This window comes from Enterobacter cloacae complex sp. P27C (assembly GCF_014895705.1).
Taxonomy (GTDB): Bacteria; Pseudomonadota; Gammaproteobacteria; order Enterobacterales; family Enterobacteriaceae; genus Enterobacter; species Enterobacter bugandensis.
The window spans coordinates 179,249-196,893 of the sequence record NZ_JADBQB010000002.1; the positions used below are offsets into that span (position 1 = coordinate 179,249).

Genomic DNA, 17,645 nt, shown 5'->3' on the forward strand with positions numbered 1-17,645 from the left:
TCACTGGCAGTGTGAGTGTGTGAAAAATTAATTCGTATCGCAAATTAAACACCTATTTTTTGTGATTATTGTCACCAAATATCGTATTCCCTCCTCCCTTTCACTGGCTAACAGCCAAAACTTATTTTATCATTCAAAAAATCAAGACGGATTGATCCGGCCTGAAAGGTTCCAGGTTACGCTTAAGCATCAGGTTCCGATACCCATCCGCCCACTCTTCTACTTAAACTTTGAGGTGAACAATGAGACTGATTCCCCTGGCAACTGCTGAACAAGTCGGTAAATGGGCCGCTCGCCATATCGTTAACCGTATTAATGCCTTCAAGCCTACTGCCGATCGTCCCTTCGTTCTTGGCCTTCCAACGGGTGGTACCCCACTGACCGCGTACAAAGCGCTGGTTGAAATGCATAAAGCGGGCCAGGTTAGCTTTAAACACGTTGTGACCTTCAACATGGACGAATATGTCGGCCTGCCAAAGGAGCATCCTGAAAGCTACCATAGCTTCATGCACCGCAATTTCTTTGATCACGTTGATATCCCAGCTGAAAATATTAACCTGCTGAATGGAAATGCGCCTGATATTGACGCAGAATGCCGTCAGTACGAAGAAAAAATCCGTTCTTACGGTAAAATCCACCTGTTCATGGGTGGCGTGGGCAACGATGGTCATATCGCGTTCAACGAACCAGCCTCTTCTCTGGCTTCCCGTACCCGTATTAAAACGCTGACCCATGACACCCGCGTGGCAAACTCCCGCTTCTTTGACGGTGATGTGAACCAGGTTCCAAAATACGCCCTGACCGTTGGCGTAGGCACCCTGCTGGATGCCGAAGAGGTGATGATTCTGGTACTGGGCGGCGTGAAAGCGCAGGCGCTCCAGGCAGCCGTTGAAGGCAACGTTAACCACATGTGGACCATCAGCTGCCTGCAGCTGCATCCAAAATCAGTCATCGTCTGCGACGAACCGTCCACGATGGAGCTGAAGGTGAAAACGCTGAAATACTTCAACGAGTTAGAAGCTGAGAACATCAAAGGTCTGTAATTGAATAACCGCCTCTTCTGTCAGAGGCGGTCGCTTTTTTTAACCGGGGGTCGATATGTACGCTTTAACCCACGGTCGGATTTATACCGGCCATGAAATTCTGGATGACCATGCGATTGTTATCGCCAATGGCCTGATTGAACGTGTTTGCCCGCTGGCGGAACTGCCGCCGGAGATAGAACAGCGCTCACTCAATGGAGCAGTAATCTCCCCCGGTTTCATCGACGTACAGCTTAACGGCTGCGGCGGTGTGCAGTTCAATGACTCCGCCGAGGCGGTGACGGTTGAAACGCTGGAAATCATGCAGAAAGCTAACGAGAAATCAGGCTGCACCAGCTATCTGCCGACGCTCATCACCAGCAGTGATGACCTGATGAAACAGGGTATCCGCGTGATGCGCGAATACCTGGCCAAACACCCGAATCAGGCGCTGGGTCTGCATCTGGAAGGGCCATGGCTGAACATAGTGAAAAAAGGCACGCATAACCCGGATTACGTGCGCAAGCCGGATGCTGAACTGGTCGACTACATGTGTGCCAATGCTGATGTGATCGCTAAAGTGACGCTGGCGCCAGAAATGACCGGTACTGAGGTCATCAGCAAACTGGCTGCCGCCGGGATTGTGGTTTCAGCAGGTCACTCAAACGCCACACTGAAAGAAGCCAAAGCGGGCTTCCGTGCCGGCATTACCTTTGCGACCCACCTTTACAACGCCATGCCGTATATTACCGGCCGTGAACCGGGTCTAGTCGGGGCGATTCTCGACGAACCAGACGTCTACTGCGGCATTATCGCTGATGGCATGCACGTTGATTACACCAACATTCGCAACGCCAAACGGCTGAAAGGTGACAAGCTCTGCCTGGTCACCGATGCCACCGCGCCAGCAGGTGCAAATATTGAGCAGTTCATTTTTGCTGGTAAAACAATATACTACCGCAATGGACTGTGTGTGGATGAAAACGGTACGCTGAGTGGCTCCTCTTTGACCATGATTGAAGGGGTGCGTAATCTGGTGGAGCATTGTGGGATTGCGCTTGATGAAGTCCTGCGTATGGCCACCCTTTATCCAGCTCGCGCTATCGGCGTGGATAAACAGCTCGGCGGAATTGCACCAGGTATGGTTGCAAACCTGACGGCATTCACACACGATTATAAAATTATTAAGACCATCGTTAATGGTAACGAGGTCGTCACTGAGTAAGTAAAAGTATGACACCAGGCGGACAAGCTCAAATCGGTAATGTCGATCTCGTTAAACAACTTAACAGTGCGGCGGTTTATCGCCTGATTGACCAACATGGTCCAATCTCGCGGATCCAGATAGCCGAACAAAGCCAGCTTGCTCCCGCCAGCGTGACAAAAATTACCCGCCAGCTCATTGAGCGCGGTTTGATCAAAGAAGTCGATCAGCAGGCCTCCACCGGGGGCCGCCGCGCCATCTCCATCATTACCGAAACCCGCAACTTTCAGGCCATTGGCGTCCGGCTTGGTCGTCATGACACCACGCTCACGCTGTACGATTTGAGCAGCAAAGCCATTGCGGAAGAGCACTATCCGCTGCCCGAGCGCACTCAGGAGACGCTGGAACACGCGCTGCTGAATACTATCGCGCACTTTATTGAAAGCTGTCAGCGCAAGATCCGCGAACTGATCGCCATCTCCGTCATTCTGCCGGGCCTGGTCGACCCGGAAAGCGGTGTGATCCGATACATGCCGCATATTCAGGTTGAGAACTGGGCGCTGGTCGACGCGCTGGAAAAACGCTTTAAGGTGACCTGCTTTGTCGGCCATGATATTCGATCTTTAGCGCTGGCTGAGCACTACTTTGGTGCGAGTCAGGACTGTGAAGACTCTATTCTGGTGCGCGTACACCGCGGTACGGGCGCAGGCATTATCTCCAATGGCCGTATTTTTATTGGTCGTAACGGTAACGTTGGCGAGATCGGCCACATCCAGGTTGAACCGCTCGGCGAACGCTGCCACTGCGGCAACTTCGGCTGCCTTGAAACCATCGCCGCCAACACGGCCATCGAGCAGCGCGTTCGCCACCTGCTTGAGCAGGGCTATCAAAGCCGCGTCACGCTGGACGATTGCAAGATAGGCACCATCTGCAAAGCCGCCAATAAAGGCGACGCGCTGGCCTGTGAGGTGATCGAGCAGGTAGGTCGCCATCTGGGGAAAACCATCGCCATCGCCATTAACCTGTTTAACCCGCAGAAAGTGGTGATCGCCGGAGAGATTGTTGAAGCGGAAAAGGTGCTGCTGCCCGCCATCGAAGGCTGTATCAACACCCAGGCGCTGAAAGCATTCCGACAGAACCTCCCGGTGGTTCGTTCGAAGCTTGACCATCGCTCGGCGATTGGCGCGTTTGCGCTGGTCAAGCGCGCCATGCTCAACGGGATCCTGCTCCAGCATTTGCTGGAATCCTGATCGGACCTTATAGTAACGCCTTCTTTTTTTGATGTCGGAATGTCCATGACCATTAAGAATGTAATTTGTGATATCGACGGCGTGCTGATGCACGACAACGTTGCCGTGCCGGGTGCTGCGGAGTTTCTTCACCGCATCATCGACAAAGGAATGCCACTGGTTCTACTCACGAACTACCCTTCCCAAACCGGTCAGGATCTGGCGAACCGCTTTGCCACCGCAGGCGTCAACGTGCCGGACAGCGTGTTTTATACCTCCGCAATGGCAACGGCGGATTTCCTGAAGCGTCAGGAAGGAAAAAAAGCCTACGTGGTCGGTGAAGGCGCGCTGATCCACGAGCTGTATAAAGCAGGCTTTACCATTACCGATGTGAACCCGGACTTTGTGATCGTGGGAGAAACGCGTTCCTTTAACTGGGAGATGATGCATAAAGCAGCCTACTTTGTCGCCAACGGTGCGCGCTTTATTGCCACCAACCCGGATACGCACGGCCGTGGTTTCTATCCGGCCTGCGGCGCGCTGTGCGCCGGTATTGAAAAAATCTCCGGCCGTAAGCCTTTTGTTGTCGGCAAACCGAGCCCGTGGATCATCCGCGCCGCGCTGAATACGATGCAGGCACACTCAGAAGAAACCGTCATTGTTGGCGACAACCTGCGCACCGATATTCTGGCTGGCTTCCAGGCGGGGCTTGAAACCATCCTGGTACTTTCTGGCGTCTCGCAGCTTGATGACATCGATACGATGCCCTTCCGACCAAGCTGGATTTACCCCTCTGTCGACGAAATCGACGTTATTTGATTCTGAACCACGTGCCAGGGCGTGGTTTTTCATTTTCAGCTTATACAAACAAAACACCATCTAACAAAAAACCATTTTCATTGCATAATCATCAATAAAAGGATGTGTGACGTACTCTTTTTTCACTATTCCGCAATCACTATTGCACTATTTCCGTTTTGGCCCGTAAAACCCTTGCGCCCCTCCCCCCTTTTGCGGCATTTTCATAAGCAAGCAACATCACAATGCAACAGGGTTAACGGAGAAGGTTATGTGTTCAATTTTTGGCGTACTGGATATTAAAACTGACGCGGGCGAACTGCGTAAAAAAGCACTCGAATTGTCCCGCCTGATGCGCCATCGCGGCCCGGACTGGTCAGGCGTTTACGCCAGCGACAAAGCGATTCTGGCTCACGAACGTCTGTCTATTGTTGACGTCAACGCCGGTGCACAGCCGCTGTATAACGAGAAAAAAACGCACGCGCTGGCTGTCAACGGTGAGATCTACAACCATCAGGCGCTGCGCGCCGAGTACGGCGACCGCTACGCCTTCCAGACCGGCTCTGACTGTGAAGTGATCCTGGCGCTGTATCAGGAGAAAGGCCCGGAGTTCCTCGACGAGCTGCAAGGCATGTTTGCCTTCGCCCTGTACGACAGCGAAAAAGACGCTTACCTGATTGGCCGTGACCATATCGGTATTATCCCGCTGTACATGGGGCACGATGAACACGGCAACTTCTATGTCGCGTCCGAAATGAAAGCCCTGGTTCCGGTCTGCCGCACCATTAAAGAGTTCCCGGCGGGCAGCTATCTGTGGAGCAAAGACGGTGAAATTCGTCCGTACTACCAGCGCGACTGGTTTGACTATGACGCGGTGAAAGACAACGTGACGGATAAAGCCGAGCTGCGTCAGGCGCTGGAAGATTCCGTGAAAAGCCACCTGATGTCAGACGTGCCTTACGGCGTACTGCTCTCCGGCGGTCTGGACTCCTCCGTGATCTCCGCGATCACCAAGAAGTTCGCGGCTCGTCGCGTGGAAGATCAGGAGCGCTCCGAGGCCTGGTGGCCGCAGCTGCACTCCTTTGCCGTGGGCCTGGAAGGGGCACCGGATCTGAAAGCCGCGCAGGAAGTGGCAAACCACCTCGGCACCGTGCACCATGAAATTCACTTCACCGTGCAGGAAGGCCTGGATGCGATCCGCGATGTGATCTATCACATTGAAACCTATGACGTGACCACCATTCGCGCCTCCACGCCGATGTACCTGATGTCGCGTAAGATCAAGGCGATGGGCATCAAGATGGTGCTCTCCGGCGAAGGTTCTGACGAAGTGTTTGGCGGCTACCTGTACTTCCATAAAGCGCCAAACGCCAAAGAGCTGCATGAAGAGACCGTGCGTAAGCTGCAGGCGCTGCATATGTTCGACTGTGCCCGTGCCAACAAAGCGATGTCGGCCTGGGGCGTGGAAGCGCGCGTGCCGTTCCTGGATAAGAAATTCCTCGACGTGGCGATGCGCATCAACCCGCAGGATAAAATGTGCGGCAACGGCAAAATGGAAAAACATATCCTGCGTGAATGTTTTGAATCTTACCTGCCGGCGAGCGTGGCATGGCGTCAGAAAGAGCAGTTCTCTGATGGCGTTGGCTACAGCTGGATCGACACCCTGAAAGAGGTGGCAGCGAAGCAGGTTTCTGACCAACAGCTGGAAACCGCAAGCTTCCGCTTCCCGTACAACACGCCGGGCTCGAAAGAAGCGTACCTCTACCGTGAGATCTTTGAAGAGCTGTTCCCGGTGCCGAGCGCTGCCGAGTGTGTTCCTGGCGGTCCGTCAGTGGCCTGTTCATCCGCAAAAGCCATTGAATGGGATGAATCTTTCAAGGCGATGAACGATCCATCGGGGCGTGCGGTAGGCGTTCACCAGTCCGCCTACAAATAATCACAACGATTTCAAACAGGCCCCTCAGGGGCCTGTTTTTTTTGCCTCACATTTCACCACCAAAAACCGATTAATAACCAATAATTGCCGAATATTCGGCCACGCTGTTCGCAACCTAACCAAACAGTCACATTCCGGCTATTTTCGTTGAAAAAGGTGTTGACGCTGCAAGGGTCTATACGCATAATGCGCCCCGCAACGCCGATAAGGTAACGCGAAAAAAAGATGGCTACGTAGCTCAGTTGGTTAGAGCACATCACTCATAATGATGGGGTCACAGGTTCGAATCCCGTCGTAGCCACCATCTTTTTGCGGGAGTGGCGAAATTGGTAGACGCACCAGATTTAGGTTCTGGCGCCGCAAGGTGTGCGAGTTCAAGTCTCGCCTCCCGCACCATTCCCGGGTAAGCGTTGCACGGATGGGGTATCGCCAAGCGGTAAGGCACCGGTTTTTGATACCGGCATTCCCTGGTTCGAATCCAGGTACCCCAGCCATCGAAGACTGCAGTACTGGCTACGTAGCTCAGTTGGTTAGAGCACATCACTCATAATGATGGGGTCACAGGTTCGAATCCCGTCGTAGCCACCAAATTAAGATTATCGATTTGTTTCGGTAATAAAAAATTGTTGGGGTATCGCCAAGCGGTAAGGCACCGGATTCTGATTCCGGCATTCCGAGGTTCGAATCCTCGTACCCCAGCCAATTTAAAAGTCGTTAAGCAGTCTGTTTAACGCAATTGGGGTGTCGCCAAGCGGTAAGGCTCTGGTTTCTGATACCAGCATTCCGGGGTTCGAATCCCTGCACCCCAGCCACTTAAAACAAACAAGCCCGCTCTGCGGGCTTTTTTGTTTTTGTTGCTCAGAATAGTGCGGCCTGATGCCCTCACCCTACCCCTCTCCCACGGGGAGAGGGAATTAAGATTAGAGTCCGAGGGCGTATTTCAGCGCCTGACGCTTCAGCCCACCGGCACGCTCTGCCGCCATTAAGCCAATGTTACGCAGAATGCGCACCGGGGCCAGATCATTGCTGAAACCGGCATAGAACAGATCCATCCCTGACTGCATGATGAAGTTATCCGCCATACGGCGCGTCTGGTAGCGCTTCAGTACCTGATGGCTGGCCCAGGCTTCCGCGTGAGCGCGTGCGTTGCCCAGCACGTCCAGTAACGCATCGACGTCACGGTATCCAAGATTGACTCCCTGCCCCGCCAGCGGGTGGATGGTGTGTGCCGCATCGCCCACCAGCGCCAGCCCTTCTCGGGCATACTGTAAAGCATGACGGCGCGTGAGCGGGAATGCACCTGCGGTGACTGGCGTCACGTTGCCAAGGCGGCTCGGGAAGTGAAGCAGGATCTCGCGCTGCAGCTGCTCCATCGACAGCCCCTGCAGCTGGCGAATGCGCGCCGGTTTGTCGTACCACACCAGCGAAGCCCAGTTATCAAACAGCGGCAAGAATGCATGCGGGCCGTTCGGCGTAAAGTGCTGCCAGGTGCTTTCGCCCGGCGCATTCTCACACTGAACGGTGATTAACATGCAGGATTGCTGATATTGCCTGGCATGAACCCCAATACCCGCCATCTCCCTGACCTGCGAGTTAGCGCCATCGGCCCCGACGACCAGCTTCACGGCCAGTTCATCGCCGCTGTCGAGCGTCAGCAAATAGCCGCTTTCATGAGGATGCAGTGCCTTAAGTGACGCAGGCATACGCAGCGTCACCTTCGGATGTGCCTCCAGCGCCTGCCAGAGCGCCAGCTGGAGCACGTTGTTTTCCACCATATAGCCCAGGCGCGGCAGCTTCAGCTCGGCGGCGTCAAACGACACGTGGGCATTTTCCCACTCCCAGGTTTCAAGGCGGCTGTAAGGGTGTGCGCGCATCGCCTGCACCGCCTCCCAGACGCCCAGGCCGCGCAGCAGATCGACGGACGCTGCGCTGATGGCGGAAATGCGCACGTCCGGTTTGCTGGCGGGATCGAATGCCGGGGGAGCCGCCTGTTCAATAACGGTTACATCAAATCCCTGCTGCGCCAGCCCCAGCGCCAGCGCGCCGCCGACCATACCGCCGCCGACAACGGCAACTTCGGTGTGTTGGAGTGTCATGGTCAATTTTCCTTATTGGAGAATCCCTTAAGTTTACCGGATTTTTGCGGTCCTGAGACACACAACCTTCATACTGGTCACAACCCCACCAAAGCATTACAATACGCGGCTTGCAATCCTGAGCTGAGCAAGTCGATGACTAAAAAACTCCATATAAAAACCTGGGGCTGTCAGATGAACGAATACGATTCATCCAAGATGGCCGATCTGCTGGATACCACCCACGGATACCAGCTGACTGAAAATGCGAAAGAAGCCGATGTGCTGCTGCTGAACACCTGTTCAATTCGTGAAAAAGCGCAGGAAAAAGTCTTTCATGTGTTAGGCCGCTGGAAGCTTCTCAAACGGAAAAATCCGGACCTGATCATTGGCGTCGGTGGCTGCGTCGCCTCGCAGGAAGGTAAGCTGATCCGTCAGAGAGCCCCGTATGTGGATATCGTCTTTGGTCCTCAGACCCTGCACCGCCTGCCGGAGATGATCAATCAGGTTCGCGGTAACCGTAGCCCGGTCGTTGACGTCAGCTTCCCGGAGATCGAGAAATTTGACCGTCTGCCAGAGCCGCGCGCCGATGGCCCGACCGCCTTCGTCTCGATCATGGAAGGCTGCAACAAATACTGTACCTACTGCGTGGTGCCTTACACCCGCGGTGAAGAGGTCAGCCGCCCGGCGGACGACATTCTGTTTGAAATTGCCCAGCTTGCCGCGCAGGGCGTTCGCGAAGTGAACCTGCTGGGCCAGAACGTTAACGCCTGGCGCGGCGAGAACTACGACGGCACCACCGGCAGCTTTGCCGAACTGCTGCGCCTGGTGGCCGCGATTGACGGCATCGACCGTATTCGTTTTACCACCAGCCATCCGATGGAGTTTACCGACGACATTATTGACGTCTATCGCGATACGCCAGAGCTGGTGAGCTTCCTGCACCTGCCTATTCAGTGCGGATCTGACCGCGTGCTGAACCTGATGGGCCGCCCGCATACGGTGCTGGAGTACAAATCCACCATCCGCAAGCTGCGCGAAGCGCGCCCGGATATCCAGATTAGCTCTGACTTTATCGTCGGTTTCCCTGGCGAAACCGCTGATGACTTCGAGCGCACCATGAAGCTCATCGGTGAAGTGAACTTTGACGTCAGCTACAGCTTCATCTTCTCAGCGCGTCCTGGCACGCCTGCGGCCGACATGGTTGACGACGTGCCGGAAGAAGAGAAAAAGCAGCGTCTGTATATTCTTCAGGAACGCATCAACCAGCAGGCCAACGCCTGGAGCCGCCGCATGCTCGGCACCGTCCAGCGCATTCTGGTGGAAGGCACCTCCCGCAAGAGCATCATGGAGCTGTCCGGTCGTACCGAGAACAACCGCGTGGTGAACTTCGAAGGCACCCCGGACATGATTGGTAAATTTGTGGACGTCGAAATTGTCGAAGTGCTGACCAACTCGCTGCGCGCGAAGGTGGTACGCACCGAGGACGAAATGGGCCTGCGTATTGCCGAGTCACCGGAATCCGTTATTTCTCGTACCCGCAAAGAAAACGATTCTGGCGTTGGGATTTACCAGCCTTGATCCTTCAGGCCTGCCTCTTCGGCAGGCCTTGTATTTCCTCTCATCACCCCCAATATCTACCGCAACGCTTGCGCCTTTATTCTGTGGCGTGAATAATTTCGGTAATGACCGTTCTATTGCGCCGTGTGGCAGCGGGTCAGTTAACCAATTAAAGAGGAACAGTTTGAACATAGATACGCGTGAAATTAGCCTTGAGCCCGCAGACAACGCTCGCCTGCTGAGCCTGTGCGGGCCGTTTGATGACAACATCAAACAACTGGAGCGACGTCTGGGTATCGAAATCAATCGTCGCGATAACCATTTCAAACTCACCGGACGCCCTATCTGCGTCAACGCGGCAGCAGATATTCTGCGCAGCCTGTATGTCGATACCGCCCCGATGCGCGGCGAAATTCAGGATATCGAGCCGGAACAGATCCACCTCGCCATTAAAGAGGCGCGCGTGCTTGAGCAGAGCGCGGAAAGCGTGCCGGACTACGGCAAGGCGATCAATATCAAGACCAAGCGTGGCGTCATCAAGCCGCGTACGCCGAACCAGGCGCAGTACATCGCCAATATTCTTGACCATGACATCACCTTCGGCGTGGGTCCCGCGGGTACAGGTAAAACCTATCTGGCGGTTGCCGCTGCGGTGGATGCGCTGGAGCGTCAGGAGATCCGTCGTATCCTGCTGACCCGTCCTGCCGTTGAAGCGGGTGAAAAACTCGGCTTCCTGCCCGGCGATCTGAGCCAGAAGGTCGACCCTTACCTGCGCCCGCTGTACGACGCGCTGTTCGAGATGCTCGGCTTCGAGAAAGTGGAGAAGCTAATCGAACGTAACGTGATCGAAGTGGCCCCGCTCGCCTACATGCGCGGCCGCACGCTCAACGATGCGTTCATCATTCTCGATGAAAGCCAGAACACCACCATCGAACAGATGAAAATGTTCCTGACGCGTATCGGCTTCAACTCGAAAGCGGTGATCACCGGTGACGTCACCCAGATCGACCTGCCGCGCAGCACTAAATCAGGCCTGCGCCACGCCATTGAGGTGCTGTCAGAGGTAGACGAAATTAGCTTTAACTTCTTCCACAGTGAAGACGTCGTTCGCCACCCGGTGGTCGCGCGCATCGTTAACGCCTATGAAGCCTGGGAAGAGGCGGATCAAAAACGCAGGGCCGAACAGGCCGCGGAACGTAAGCGCGAAGCGCAGGAGCAAGAACAGAAATGAGTCAGGTGATCCTCGATTTACAGCTGGCATGTGAAGACAATTCCGGCATGCCAGAAGAGGCACAGTTTCAGAAATGGCTGGATGCGGTAATCCCCCAGTTTCAGGAAGAATCAGAAGTCACGATTCGCCTGGTGGATGAAGCGGAAAGCCATGAGCTTAACCTGACCTACCGCGGGAAAGATAAGCCAACCAACGTGCTCTCTTTCCCGTTCGAAGCGCCGCCGGGTATTGAGATGCCGCTGCTGGGCGATCTGATCATCTGCCGTCAGGTGGTTGAGCAGGAAGCCAAAGAGCAGCAGAAACCGCTGGAAGCCCACTGGGCGCATATGGTGGTACACGGCAGCCTGCACCTGCTGGGCTACGACCACATTGAAGATGACGAAGCGGAAGAGATGGAGTCCCTTGAGACAGAGATAATGCTTGCTCTGGGCTATGAGGATCCGTACATTGCCGAGAAAGAATAGTCAGTTACTGACTACCATGCCGCCGCGCAGGGACATAGCGCGGCGGTTAACATTGAACTAACAAGAGAACCCTTAACAAACGCCATGAGCGACGACAATTCACACAGTAGCGACACGACAACCAGTAAAAAGGGATTTTTCTCCCTCATTCTGAACCAGCTTTTCCACGGCGAGCCGAAAAACCGTGATGAACTGCTGGAGCTGATTCGTGATTCCGGGCAGAACGACCTTATCGACGAAGATACGCGCGAAATGCTCGAAGGGGTCATGGACATTGCCGACCAGCGCGTCCGCGACATCATGATCCCCCGCTCGCAGATGATCACCCTGAAACGTAACCAGACGCTGGACGAGTGCCTCGATGTGATCATCGAATCCGCCCACTCGCGTTTCCCGGTCATCAGCGAAGATAAAGATCACATCGAAGGGATTTTGATGGCCAAAGATCTGCTGCCGTTTATGCGCAGCGATGCCGAAGCCTTTAGCATGGAAAAAGTGTTACGCCAGGCCGTGGTCGTGCCGGAAAGTAAACGTGTGGATCGAATGCTGAAAGAGTTTCGCTCTCAGCGTTACCACATGGCGATTGTTATTGATGAATTCGGCGGTGTCTCAGGTCTTGTCACGATCGAAGATATTCTTGAGCTGATCGTGGGCGAAATCGAAGACGAGTACGACGAAGAAGAAGATATCGACTTCCGTCAGCTTAGCCGACACACCTGGACCGTGCGCGCGCTGGCCTCGATTGAAGATTTCAACGACGCCTTCGGTACCCACTTCAGCGATGAAGAGGTCGATACCATTGGCGGGCTGGTGATGCAGGCCTTTGGCCATCTTCCGGCGCGCGGTGAGACCGTTGACATCGACGGTTACCAGTTCAAAGTGGCAATGGCCGACAGCCGACGTATTATACAGGTTCACGTCAGAACGCCGGACGATTCACCGGTGCCAAAACTGGAAGATTAATGTAAATGGCATTTGCCCCATTGCTTGAACGCCAGCGCGTCCGTTTGCTGCTGGCGCTGTTACTCGGAGCCAGCGGTACGCTGGCTTTTTCTCCTTACGATATCTGGCCCGCGGCCATTCTCTCCCTGATGGGGCTTCAGGGGTTAACCCTGAATCGTCGTCCGGTACAGGCCGCTGCGATCGGCTACTTCTGGGGGCTGGGGCTATTTGGCTCCGGCATTAACTGGGTCTACGTCAGCATCGCACAGTTTGGCGGGATGCCGGGGCCGGTTAACGTCTTCCTGGTCGTCCTGCTCGCCGCCTATCTCTCGCTCTATACCGGTCTGTTCGCCGGGATTCTCTCTCGCCTGTGGCCTAAAACCACCTGGCTGCGTGTCGCCATTGCCGCGCCGGTGGTCTGGCAGATTACCGAGTTCCTCCGCGGCTGGGTGCTGACCGGCTTCCCGTGGCTGCAGTTCGGCTACAGCCAGATTGACGGCCCGTTGAAAGGTCTGGCACCGGTAATGGGCGTTGAAGCCATTAACTTCCTGCTGATGGTGGTGAGCGGCCTGCTGGTACTGGCGCTGGTCACGCGCGGCTGGAAGCCGCTGGCTGTGGCGCTGGTGCTGTTCGCTCTGCCCTTCCCGCTGCGCTACATCCAGTGGTTCACGCCCGAGCCCGAGCGCGCCATGCAGGTTTCCATGGTGCAGGGGAATATCCCGCAGTCCATGAAGTGGGACGAAAAAGAGCTGCTGAACACGCTGAAGATCTACGCCAACGCCACCGAAGAGGTGATGGGCAAATCGCAGCTGATTATCTGGCCAGAATCCGCTATTCCCGATCTGGAAATTAACCAGCAGCCGTTCCTCAACATGATGAACGATCTGCTGGTGGCGCGCGGCAGCACCCTGATTACCGGCATTGTTGATGCGCGACTGAATCAGCAGAACCGCTACGACACCTACAACACCATTATTACGCTCGGCAAAGACAGCGAATATAGCTACCACTCCACCGACCGGTACAACAAGAACCACCTCGTGCCGTTCGGTGAATTTGTGCCGCTGGAGTCTATTTTGCGTCCACTGGCACCGTTCTTTGACCTGCCGATGTCCTCCTTCAGCCGCGGTCCGTACGTTCAGCCCCAGCTTCACGCGCACGGTCTGGCCCTGACGGCCGCCATCTGCTACGAAATCATCCTCGGCGAGCAGGTGCGCGATAACTTCCGCCCGGACACCGACTATCTGCTGACCATCTCCAATGATGCGTGGTTCGGTAAATCAATCGGCCCGTGGCAGCACTTCCAGATGGCACGCATGCGTTCTCTGGAGCTGGCGCGTCCGCTGCTGCGTAGCACCAATAACGGCATCACCGCCGTGATTGGCCCGCAGGGCGAAATCCAGGCCATGATCCCGCAGTTCACCCGTGAAGTGCTGACAACCAAAGTCACGCCAACCACGGGCCTGACGCCGTATGCCCGCACCGGCAACTGGCCGCTGTGGATCCTGACCGCGCTGTTCGGCTTTGGCGCCGTGCTGATGAGCCTGCGTCAGCGTCATAAATAATCTTGCCTTCTGATGCCGGGTGGCGGCTGCGCCTTACCCGGCAATTTCCTCCCAATCTTCAATTCTGGCACGCCTGTTGCTTTATTTATTCACGTAAACGCTGACTGGCTTAACGTGCAACCTTGTCGCACCAGTGTAGATCGTCGCTAGCACCGAAACGGTGCAACGGGAGATTATTGCCTCTGAATGGTGCGGCGCGCTTCGCAAAAATAAACAATAACGCAGCAAAATCTTTACATTAAGCCAGACTAAATGTTAACAAGCTTGCATAACACTGCACTCGCATTGCGCGAGATATAACAACATCACAATGGGTATCTATGCGTCACTGGCGCTGATAAGAAAGGAGTTGGGTATGCAATTACGTAAACTGGCCACAGCAATGCTGGTTATGGGAATGTCCGCAGGCGTGGTTCACGCTGAAGACGCTCCGGCAGCAGGCAGCACTCTCGACAAGATTGCCAAAAACGGCGTCATCGTGGTCGGCCACCGTGAATCTTCCGTCCCGTTCTCTTACTACGACAACACGCAAAAAGTCGTGGGCTATTCACAGGATTACTCCAACGCTATCGTTGAAGCTGTGAAGAAAAAGCTGAACAAACCTGACCTGCAGGTGAAGCTGATCCCAATCACTTCACAGAACCGTATTCCACTGCTGCAAAACGGCACCTTTGACTTCGAGTGTGGTTCCACCACCAACAACCTCGAGCGTCAAAAACAGGCGGCCTTCTCTGACACCATCTTTGTCGTAGGCACCCGTCTGCTGACCAAGAAAGGCGGCGCGATCAAGGATTTTGCGGACCTGAAAGGCAAGGCGGTCGTTGTGACCTCCGGTACCACTTCTGAAGTCCTGCTGCACAAGCTGAACGACGAGAAGAAAATGGATATGCGCATCATCAGCGCGAAAGACCATGGCGACTCCTTCCGTACGCTGGAAAGCGGTCGTGCCGTCGCGTTTATGATGGATGACGCCCTGCTGGCGGGCGAACGTGCGAAGGCGAAGAAACCAGACAACTGGGATATCGTCGGTACCGCGCAGTCCAAAGAAGCCTACGGCTGTATGCTGCGTAAAGACGATCCGCAGTTCAAAAAGCTGATCGATGACACTATCGCCCAGGTGCAGACCTCCGGCGAAGCGGAAAAATGGTTCGACAAGTGGTTTAAGAACCCGATTCCACCAAAAAATCTCAATATGAACTTTGAACTGTCTGACGACATGAAAGCGCTGTTCAAATCTCCAAATGACAAGGCTCTTAACTAATTAGAACAACAGGGGCGGGATCTCCTGCCCTCTCGATTGTCGGGAAGCATGGACAGACATATACGCTGAGTGGTCGTTCCCCACTCAGCGCGAAAAAAGAGCTTCTCACCAATCTTCGAGGGTAGCGCTGCTACCCTCTTTTTTCTGGAGTTTATTATGTCAATAGACTGGAACTGGGGCATCTTCCTGCAACAAGCCCCGTTCGGCAACACCACCTATCTTGGCTGGCTGTGGAGCGGCTTTCAGGTTACCGTGGCATTATCGATAACGGCGTGGATCATCGCGTTTCTTGTCGGTTCGCTGTTCGGTATTCTGCGCACCGTCCCTAACCGTTTTCTTTCAACAATTGGCACACTGTATGTGGAACTGTTCCGTAACGTTCCGCTCATCGTGCAGTTCTTTACCTGGTATCTGGTCATCCCGGAACTGCTGCCGGAAAATATTGGCATGTGGTTCAAGTCGGAGCTGGATCCGAACGTGCAGTTCTTTGTCTCCTCCATGATGTGTCTGGGGCTGTTTACCGCTGCGCGCGTTTGCGAGCAGGTGCGTGCCGCCATTCAGTCATTGCCACGCGGACAAAAAAATGCGGGCCTGGCGATGGGCCTGACCCTGCCACAAACCTACCGCTACGTGCTGCTGCCTAACGCCTACCGCGTTATCGTTCCACCGATGACCTCTGAGATGATGAACCTGGTGAAAAACTCGGCCATCGCCTCAACCATCGGCCTGGTGGATATGGCTGCACAGGCGGGCAAGCTGCTGGATTACTCCGCTCACGCGTGGGAATCCTTCACCGCGATCACGCTCGCGTATGTTCTGATTAACGCTTTCATCATGCTGGTGATGAACCTGGTTGAACGCAAAGTACGCCTGCCGGGCAATCTGGGAGGCAAATAATGTACGAATTTGACTGGAGTTCTATTGTTCCATCCATGCCTTACCTGCTCGATGGCCTGGTGATTACCCTAAAGATCACCGCGATCGCTATCGTCGTGGGTATCGTCTGGGGCACCCTGCTGGCCGTCATGCGCCTGTCGAGCTTTAAGCCGCTCGCCTGGTTTGCGACTGCCTACGTTAACGTCTTCCGCTCCATCCCGCTGGTGATGGTGCTGCTGTGGTTTTACCTGATTGTTCCAGGCTTCTTACAGAATGTGCTGGGACTGTCGCCGAAAACCGACATCCGCCTGATCTCTGCGATGGTGGCGTTCTCGATGTTTGAGGCCGCTTACTATTCAGAGATTATCCGTGCGGGTATCCAGAGTATCTCCCGTGGGCAGTCCAGCGCCGCGCTGGCGCTGGGAATGACGCACTGGCAGTCCATGCAGCTCATCATTCTGCCTCAGGCGTTTCGCGCCATGGTTCCGCTCCTGCTGACCCAAGGTATCGTGCTGTTCCAGGATACCTCTCTGGTTTACGTTCTGAGTCTGGCGGACTTCTTCCGTACCGCGTCGACCATAGGTGAACGTGATGGTACGCAGGTCGAGATGGTACTCTTCGCGGGTGCGGTCTATTTTGTGATTAGTTTAAGCGCGTCGCTGTTGGTCAGCTGGCTGAAGAAAAGGACGGTATAATGATTTCCCTGAAAAATGTTTCTAAATGGTATGGGCACTTTCAGGTGCTGACCGACTGCTCCACCGAAGTCAAAAAAGGCGATGTGGTGGTGGTGTGCGGGCCGTCCGGTTCCGGTAAGTCTACGCTGATCAAAACGGTTAATGGTCTGGAGCCTGTGCAGCAGGGCGAAATTGTTGTTAACGGCACGAAAGTGAACGACAAGAAAACCAACCTGGCCCAGCTTCGCTCTCACGTCGGCATGGTGTTCCAGCATTTTGAGCTGTTCCCTCATCTGTCCATTATTGAGAACCTGACGCTGGCTCAGGTCAAAGTGCTCAAGCGTGATAAAAAAGCGTCGCGCGAAAAGGGGCTCAAGCTTCTGGAACGCGTGGGGCTTTCTGCACATGCCGATAAGTTCCCGGCACAGCTTTCCGGCGGCCAGCAGCAGCGTGTGGCGATTGCGCGCGCGCTGTGCATGGATCCGGTGGCGATGCTGTTCGATGAGCCCACGTCAGCGCTCGATCCTGAAATGATCAACGAAGTGCTGGACGTGATGGTCGAGCTGGCGCACGAAGGGATGACCATGATGGTGGTGACGCACGAAATGGGCTTCGCCCGTAAAGTGGCCAACCGCGTGATCTTCATGGACGAAGGGAAAATTGTCGAAGACTCACCGAAAGAAGAGTTCTTCGCCAATCCGAAATCCGAACGCGCCAAAGATTTCCTCGCGAAAATTCTGCACTAATCTTCTCGGTGCGCAATCTGCGGATTGCGCACTGCTTCACGCTTTAGATCTCTTTTTCTATT

At 54.8% G+C, this 17,645-nt stretch carries 15 protein-coding genes and 6 tRNA genes; 20 read left to right on the forward strand and 1 reads right to left on the reverse strand.

Translation table 11 applies throughout. The annotated features are described in order from the left end of the window. Positions 1 to 242 precede the first annotated feature (242 nt). The 11 genes from nagB to IM291_RS04335 all read left to right on the forward strand — a co-directional run bounded on the left by nagB (position 243) and on the right by IM291_RS04335 (position 7,001). Positions 243 to 1,043: a glucosamine-6-phosphate deaminase gene (gene nagB, locus IM291_RS04285; protein WP_028012356.1), complete on the forward strand. Its 801-nt coding sequence runs from the start codon at positions 243 to 245 to the stop codon at positions 1,041 to 1,043. A 55-nt stretch (positions 1,044 to 1,098) separates the two neighbouring features. After that, a complete protein-coding gene (nagA, locus tag IM291_RS04290) occupies positions 1,099 to 2,247 on the forward strand; it encodes an N-acetylglucosamine-6-phosphate deacetylase (RefSeq protein WP_192971407.1) in 1,149 nt (382 codons plus the stop codon). A gap of 8 nt (positions 2,248 to 2,255) precedes the next feature. Further along, on the forward strand, positions 2,256 to 3,476 hold the full coding sequence (locus IM291_RS04295) for an N-acetylglucosamine repressor (protein ID WP_028012354.1): 1,221 nt from the start codon (positions 2,256 to 2,258) through the stop codon (positions 3,474 to 3,476). A gap of 45 nt (positions 3,477 to 3,521) precedes the next feature. After that, positions 3,522 to 4,274 (forward strand): ribonucleotide monophosphatase NagD, encoded by a 753-nt coding sequence (gene nagD, locus IM291_RS04300; protein WP_003858667.1) that lies wholly within the window; start codon positions 3,522 to 3,524, stop codon positions 4,272 to 4,274. A 250-nt stretch (positions 4,275 to 4,524) separates the two neighbouring features. Then, positions 4,525 to 6,189: an asparagine synthase B gene (asnB, locus tag IM291_RS04305; RefSeq protein ID WP_048999768.1), complete on the forward strand. Its 1,665-nt coding sequence runs from the start codon at positions 4,525 to 4,527 to the stop codon at positions 6,187 to 6,189. A gap of 227 nt (positions 6,190 to 6,416) precedes the next feature. After that, positions 6,417 to 6,493: transfer RNA gene (locus IM291_RS04310), tRNA-Met, on the forward strand. A 7-nt stretch (positions 6,494 to 6,500) separates the two neighbouring features. Further along, positions 6,501 to 6,585 (forward strand) — tRNA-Leu (locus IM291_RS04315). A 23-nt stretch (positions 6,586 to 6,608) separates the two neighbouring features. Then, a tRNA-Gln gene (locus IM291_RS04320) sits at positions 6,609 to 6,683 on the forward strand. A gap of 17 nt (positions 6,684 to 6,700) precedes the next feature. Continuing rightward, positions 6,701 to 6,777: transfer RNA gene (locus tag IM291_RS04325), tRNA-Met, on the forward strand. A 39-nt stretch (positions 6,778 to 6,816) separates the two neighbouring features. Then, positions 6,817 to 6,891: transfer RNA gene (locus IM291_RS04330), tRNA-Gln, on the forward strand. A 35-nt stretch (positions 6,892 to 6,926) separates the two neighbouring features. Continuing rightward, positions 6,927 to 7,001 (forward strand) — tRNA-Gln (locus tag IM291_RS04335). Positions 7,002 to 7,109: 108 nt separating this feature from the next. On the opposite strand, the gene ubiF is transcribed toward IM291_RS04335, so the two are convergent. Next, on the reverse strand, positions 7,110 to 8,285 hold the full coding sequence (gene ubiF, locus IM291_RS04340) for a 3-demethoxyubiquinol 3-hydroxylase (RefSeq protein WP_192986219.1): 1,176 nt from the start codon (positions 8,283 to 8,285) through the stop codon (positions 7,110 to 7,112). Between the two features lie 135 nt (positions 8,286 to 8,420). On the opposite strand from ubiF, the gene miaB reads away from it, so the two are divergent. The 9 genes from miaB to IM291_RS04385 all read left to right on the forward strand — a co-directional run bounded on the left by miaB (position 8,421) and on the right by IM291_RS04385 (position 17,583). Continuing rightward, positions 8,421 to 9,845, forward strand: coding sequence for a tRNA (N6-isopentenyl adenosine(37)-C2)-methylthiotransferase MiaB (gene miaB, locus IM291_RS04345; protein WP_028012350.1), 1,425 nt, complete (start codon positions 8,421 to 8,423; stop codon positions 9,843 to 9,845). A gap of 163 nt (positions 9,846 to 10,008) precedes the next feature. Then, positions 10,009 to 11,055 (forward strand): PhoH family protein, encoded by a 1,047-nt coding sequence (locus IM291_RS04350; protein ID WP_028012349.1) that lies wholly within the window; start codon positions 10,009 to 10,011, stop codon positions 11,053 to 11,055. Then, complete coding sequence (ybeY, locus tag IM291_RS04355) at positions 11,052 to 11,519, forward strand: rRNA maturation RNase YbeY (RefSeq protein ID WP_003858677.1); 468 nt, start codon at positions 11,052 to 11,054, stop codon at positions 11,517 to 11,519. Before IM291_RS04350 ends, ybeY begins: the two co-directional genes overlap by 4 nt. 84 nt (positions 11,520 to 11,603) lie before the next feature. After that, positions 11,604 to 12,482 (forward strand): CNNM family magnesium/cobalt transport protein CorC, encoded by an 879-nt coding sequence (gene corC, locus IM291_RS04360; protein WP_021242574.1) that lies wholly within the window; start codon positions 11,604 to 11,606, stop codon positions 12,480 to 12,482. 5 nt (positions 12,483 to 12,487) lie between these two features. Then, positions 12,488 to 14,026 (forward strand): apolipoprotein N-acyltransferase, encoded by a 1,539-nt coding sequence (gene lnt / locus IM291_RS04365; protein WP_045630864.1) that lies wholly within the window; start codon positions 12,488 to 12,490, stop codon positions 14,024 to 14,026. Positions 14,027 to 14,381: 355 nt separating this feature from the next. Then, positions 14,382 to 15,287 (forward strand): amino acid ABC transporter substrate-binding protein, encoded by a 906-nt coding sequence (locus tag IM291_RS04370; protein ID WP_014831086.1) that lies wholly within the window; start codon positions 14,382 to 14,384, stop codon positions 15,285 to 15,287. A gap of 156 nt (positions 15,288 to 15,443) precedes the next feature. After that, on the forward strand, positions 15,444 to 16,184 hold the full coding sequence (locus tag IM291_RS04375; protein ID WP_028012347.1) for an amino acid ABC transporter permease: 741 nt from the start codon (positions 15,444 to 15,446) through the stop codon (positions 16,182 to 16,184). Continuing rightward, positions 16,184 to 16,858, forward strand: a complete 675-nt coding sequence (gene gltK, locus IM291_RS04380; protein ID WP_028012346.1) for a glutamate/aspartate ABC transporter permease GltK — start codon at positions 16,184 to 16,186, stop codon at positions 16,856 to 16,858. Before IM291_RS04375 ends, gltK begins: the two co-directional genes overlap by 1 nt. After that, positions 16,858 to 17,583, forward strand: a complete 726-nt coding sequence (locus tag IM291_RS04385) for an amino acid ABC transporter ATP-binding protein (RefSeq protein ID WP_014883001.1) — start codon at positions 16,858 to 16,860, stop codon at positions 17,581 to 17,583. Before gltK ends, IM291_RS04385 begins: the two co-directional genes overlap by 1 nt. Positions 17,584 to 17,645 lie beyond the last annotated feature (62 nt).

Bases quoted from the DNA above. Each gene is read 5' to 3' on its own strand.
- corC (WP_021242574.1), top strand. From the start codon at position 11,604: ATGAGCGACGACAATTCACACAGTAGCGACACGACAACCAGTAAAAAG.
- lnt (WP_045630864.1), top strand. From the start codon at position 12,488: ATGGCATTTGCCCCATTGCTTGAACGCCAGCGCGTCCGTTTGCTGCTG.
- IM291_RS04295 (WP_028012354.1), top strand. From the start codon at position 2,256: ATGACACCAGGCGGACAAGCTCAAATCGGTAATGTCGATCTCGTTAAA.
- nagB (WP_028012356.1), top strand. From the start codon at position 243: ATGAGACTGATTCCCCTGGCAACTGCTGAACAAGTCGGTAAATGGGCC.
- IM291_RS04375 (WP_028012347.1), top strand. From the start codon at position 15,444: ATGTCAATAGACTGGAACTGGGGCATCTTCCTGCAACAAGCCCCGTTC.
- miaB (WP_028012350.1), top strand. From the start codon at position 8,421: ATGACTAAAAAACTCCATATAAAAACCTGGGGCTGTCAGATGAACGAA.
- IM291_RS04370 (WP_014831086.1), top strand. From the start codon at position 14,382: ATGCAATTACGTAAACTGGCCACAGCAATGCTGGTTATGGGAATGTCC.
- nagA (WP_192971407.1), top strand. From the start codon at position 1,099: ATGTACGCTTTAACCCACGGTCGGATTTATACCGGCCATGAAATTCTG.
- IM291_RS04385 (WP_014883001.1), top strand. From the start codon at position 16,858: ATGATTTCCCTGAAAAATGTTTCTAAATGGTATGGGCACTTTCAGGTG.
- ybeY (WP_003858677.1), top strand. From the start codon at position 11,052: ATGAGTCAGGTGATCCTCGATTTACAGCTGGCATGTGAAGACAATTCC.
- ubiF (WP_192986219.1), bottom strand. From the start codon at position 8,285: ATGACACTCCAACACACCGAAGTTGCCGTTGTCGGCGGCGGTATGGTC.
- nagD (WP_003858667.1), top strand. From the start codon at position 3,522: ATGACCATTAAGAATGTAATTTGTGATATCGACGGCGTGCTGATGCAC.
- gltK (WP_028012346.1), top strand. From the start codon at position 16,184: ATGTACGAATTTGACTGGAGTTCTATTGTTCCATCCATGCCTTACCTG.
- asnB (WP_048999768.1), top strand. From the start codon at position 4,525: ATGTGTTCAATTTTTGGCGTACTGGATATTAAAACTGACGCGGGCGAA.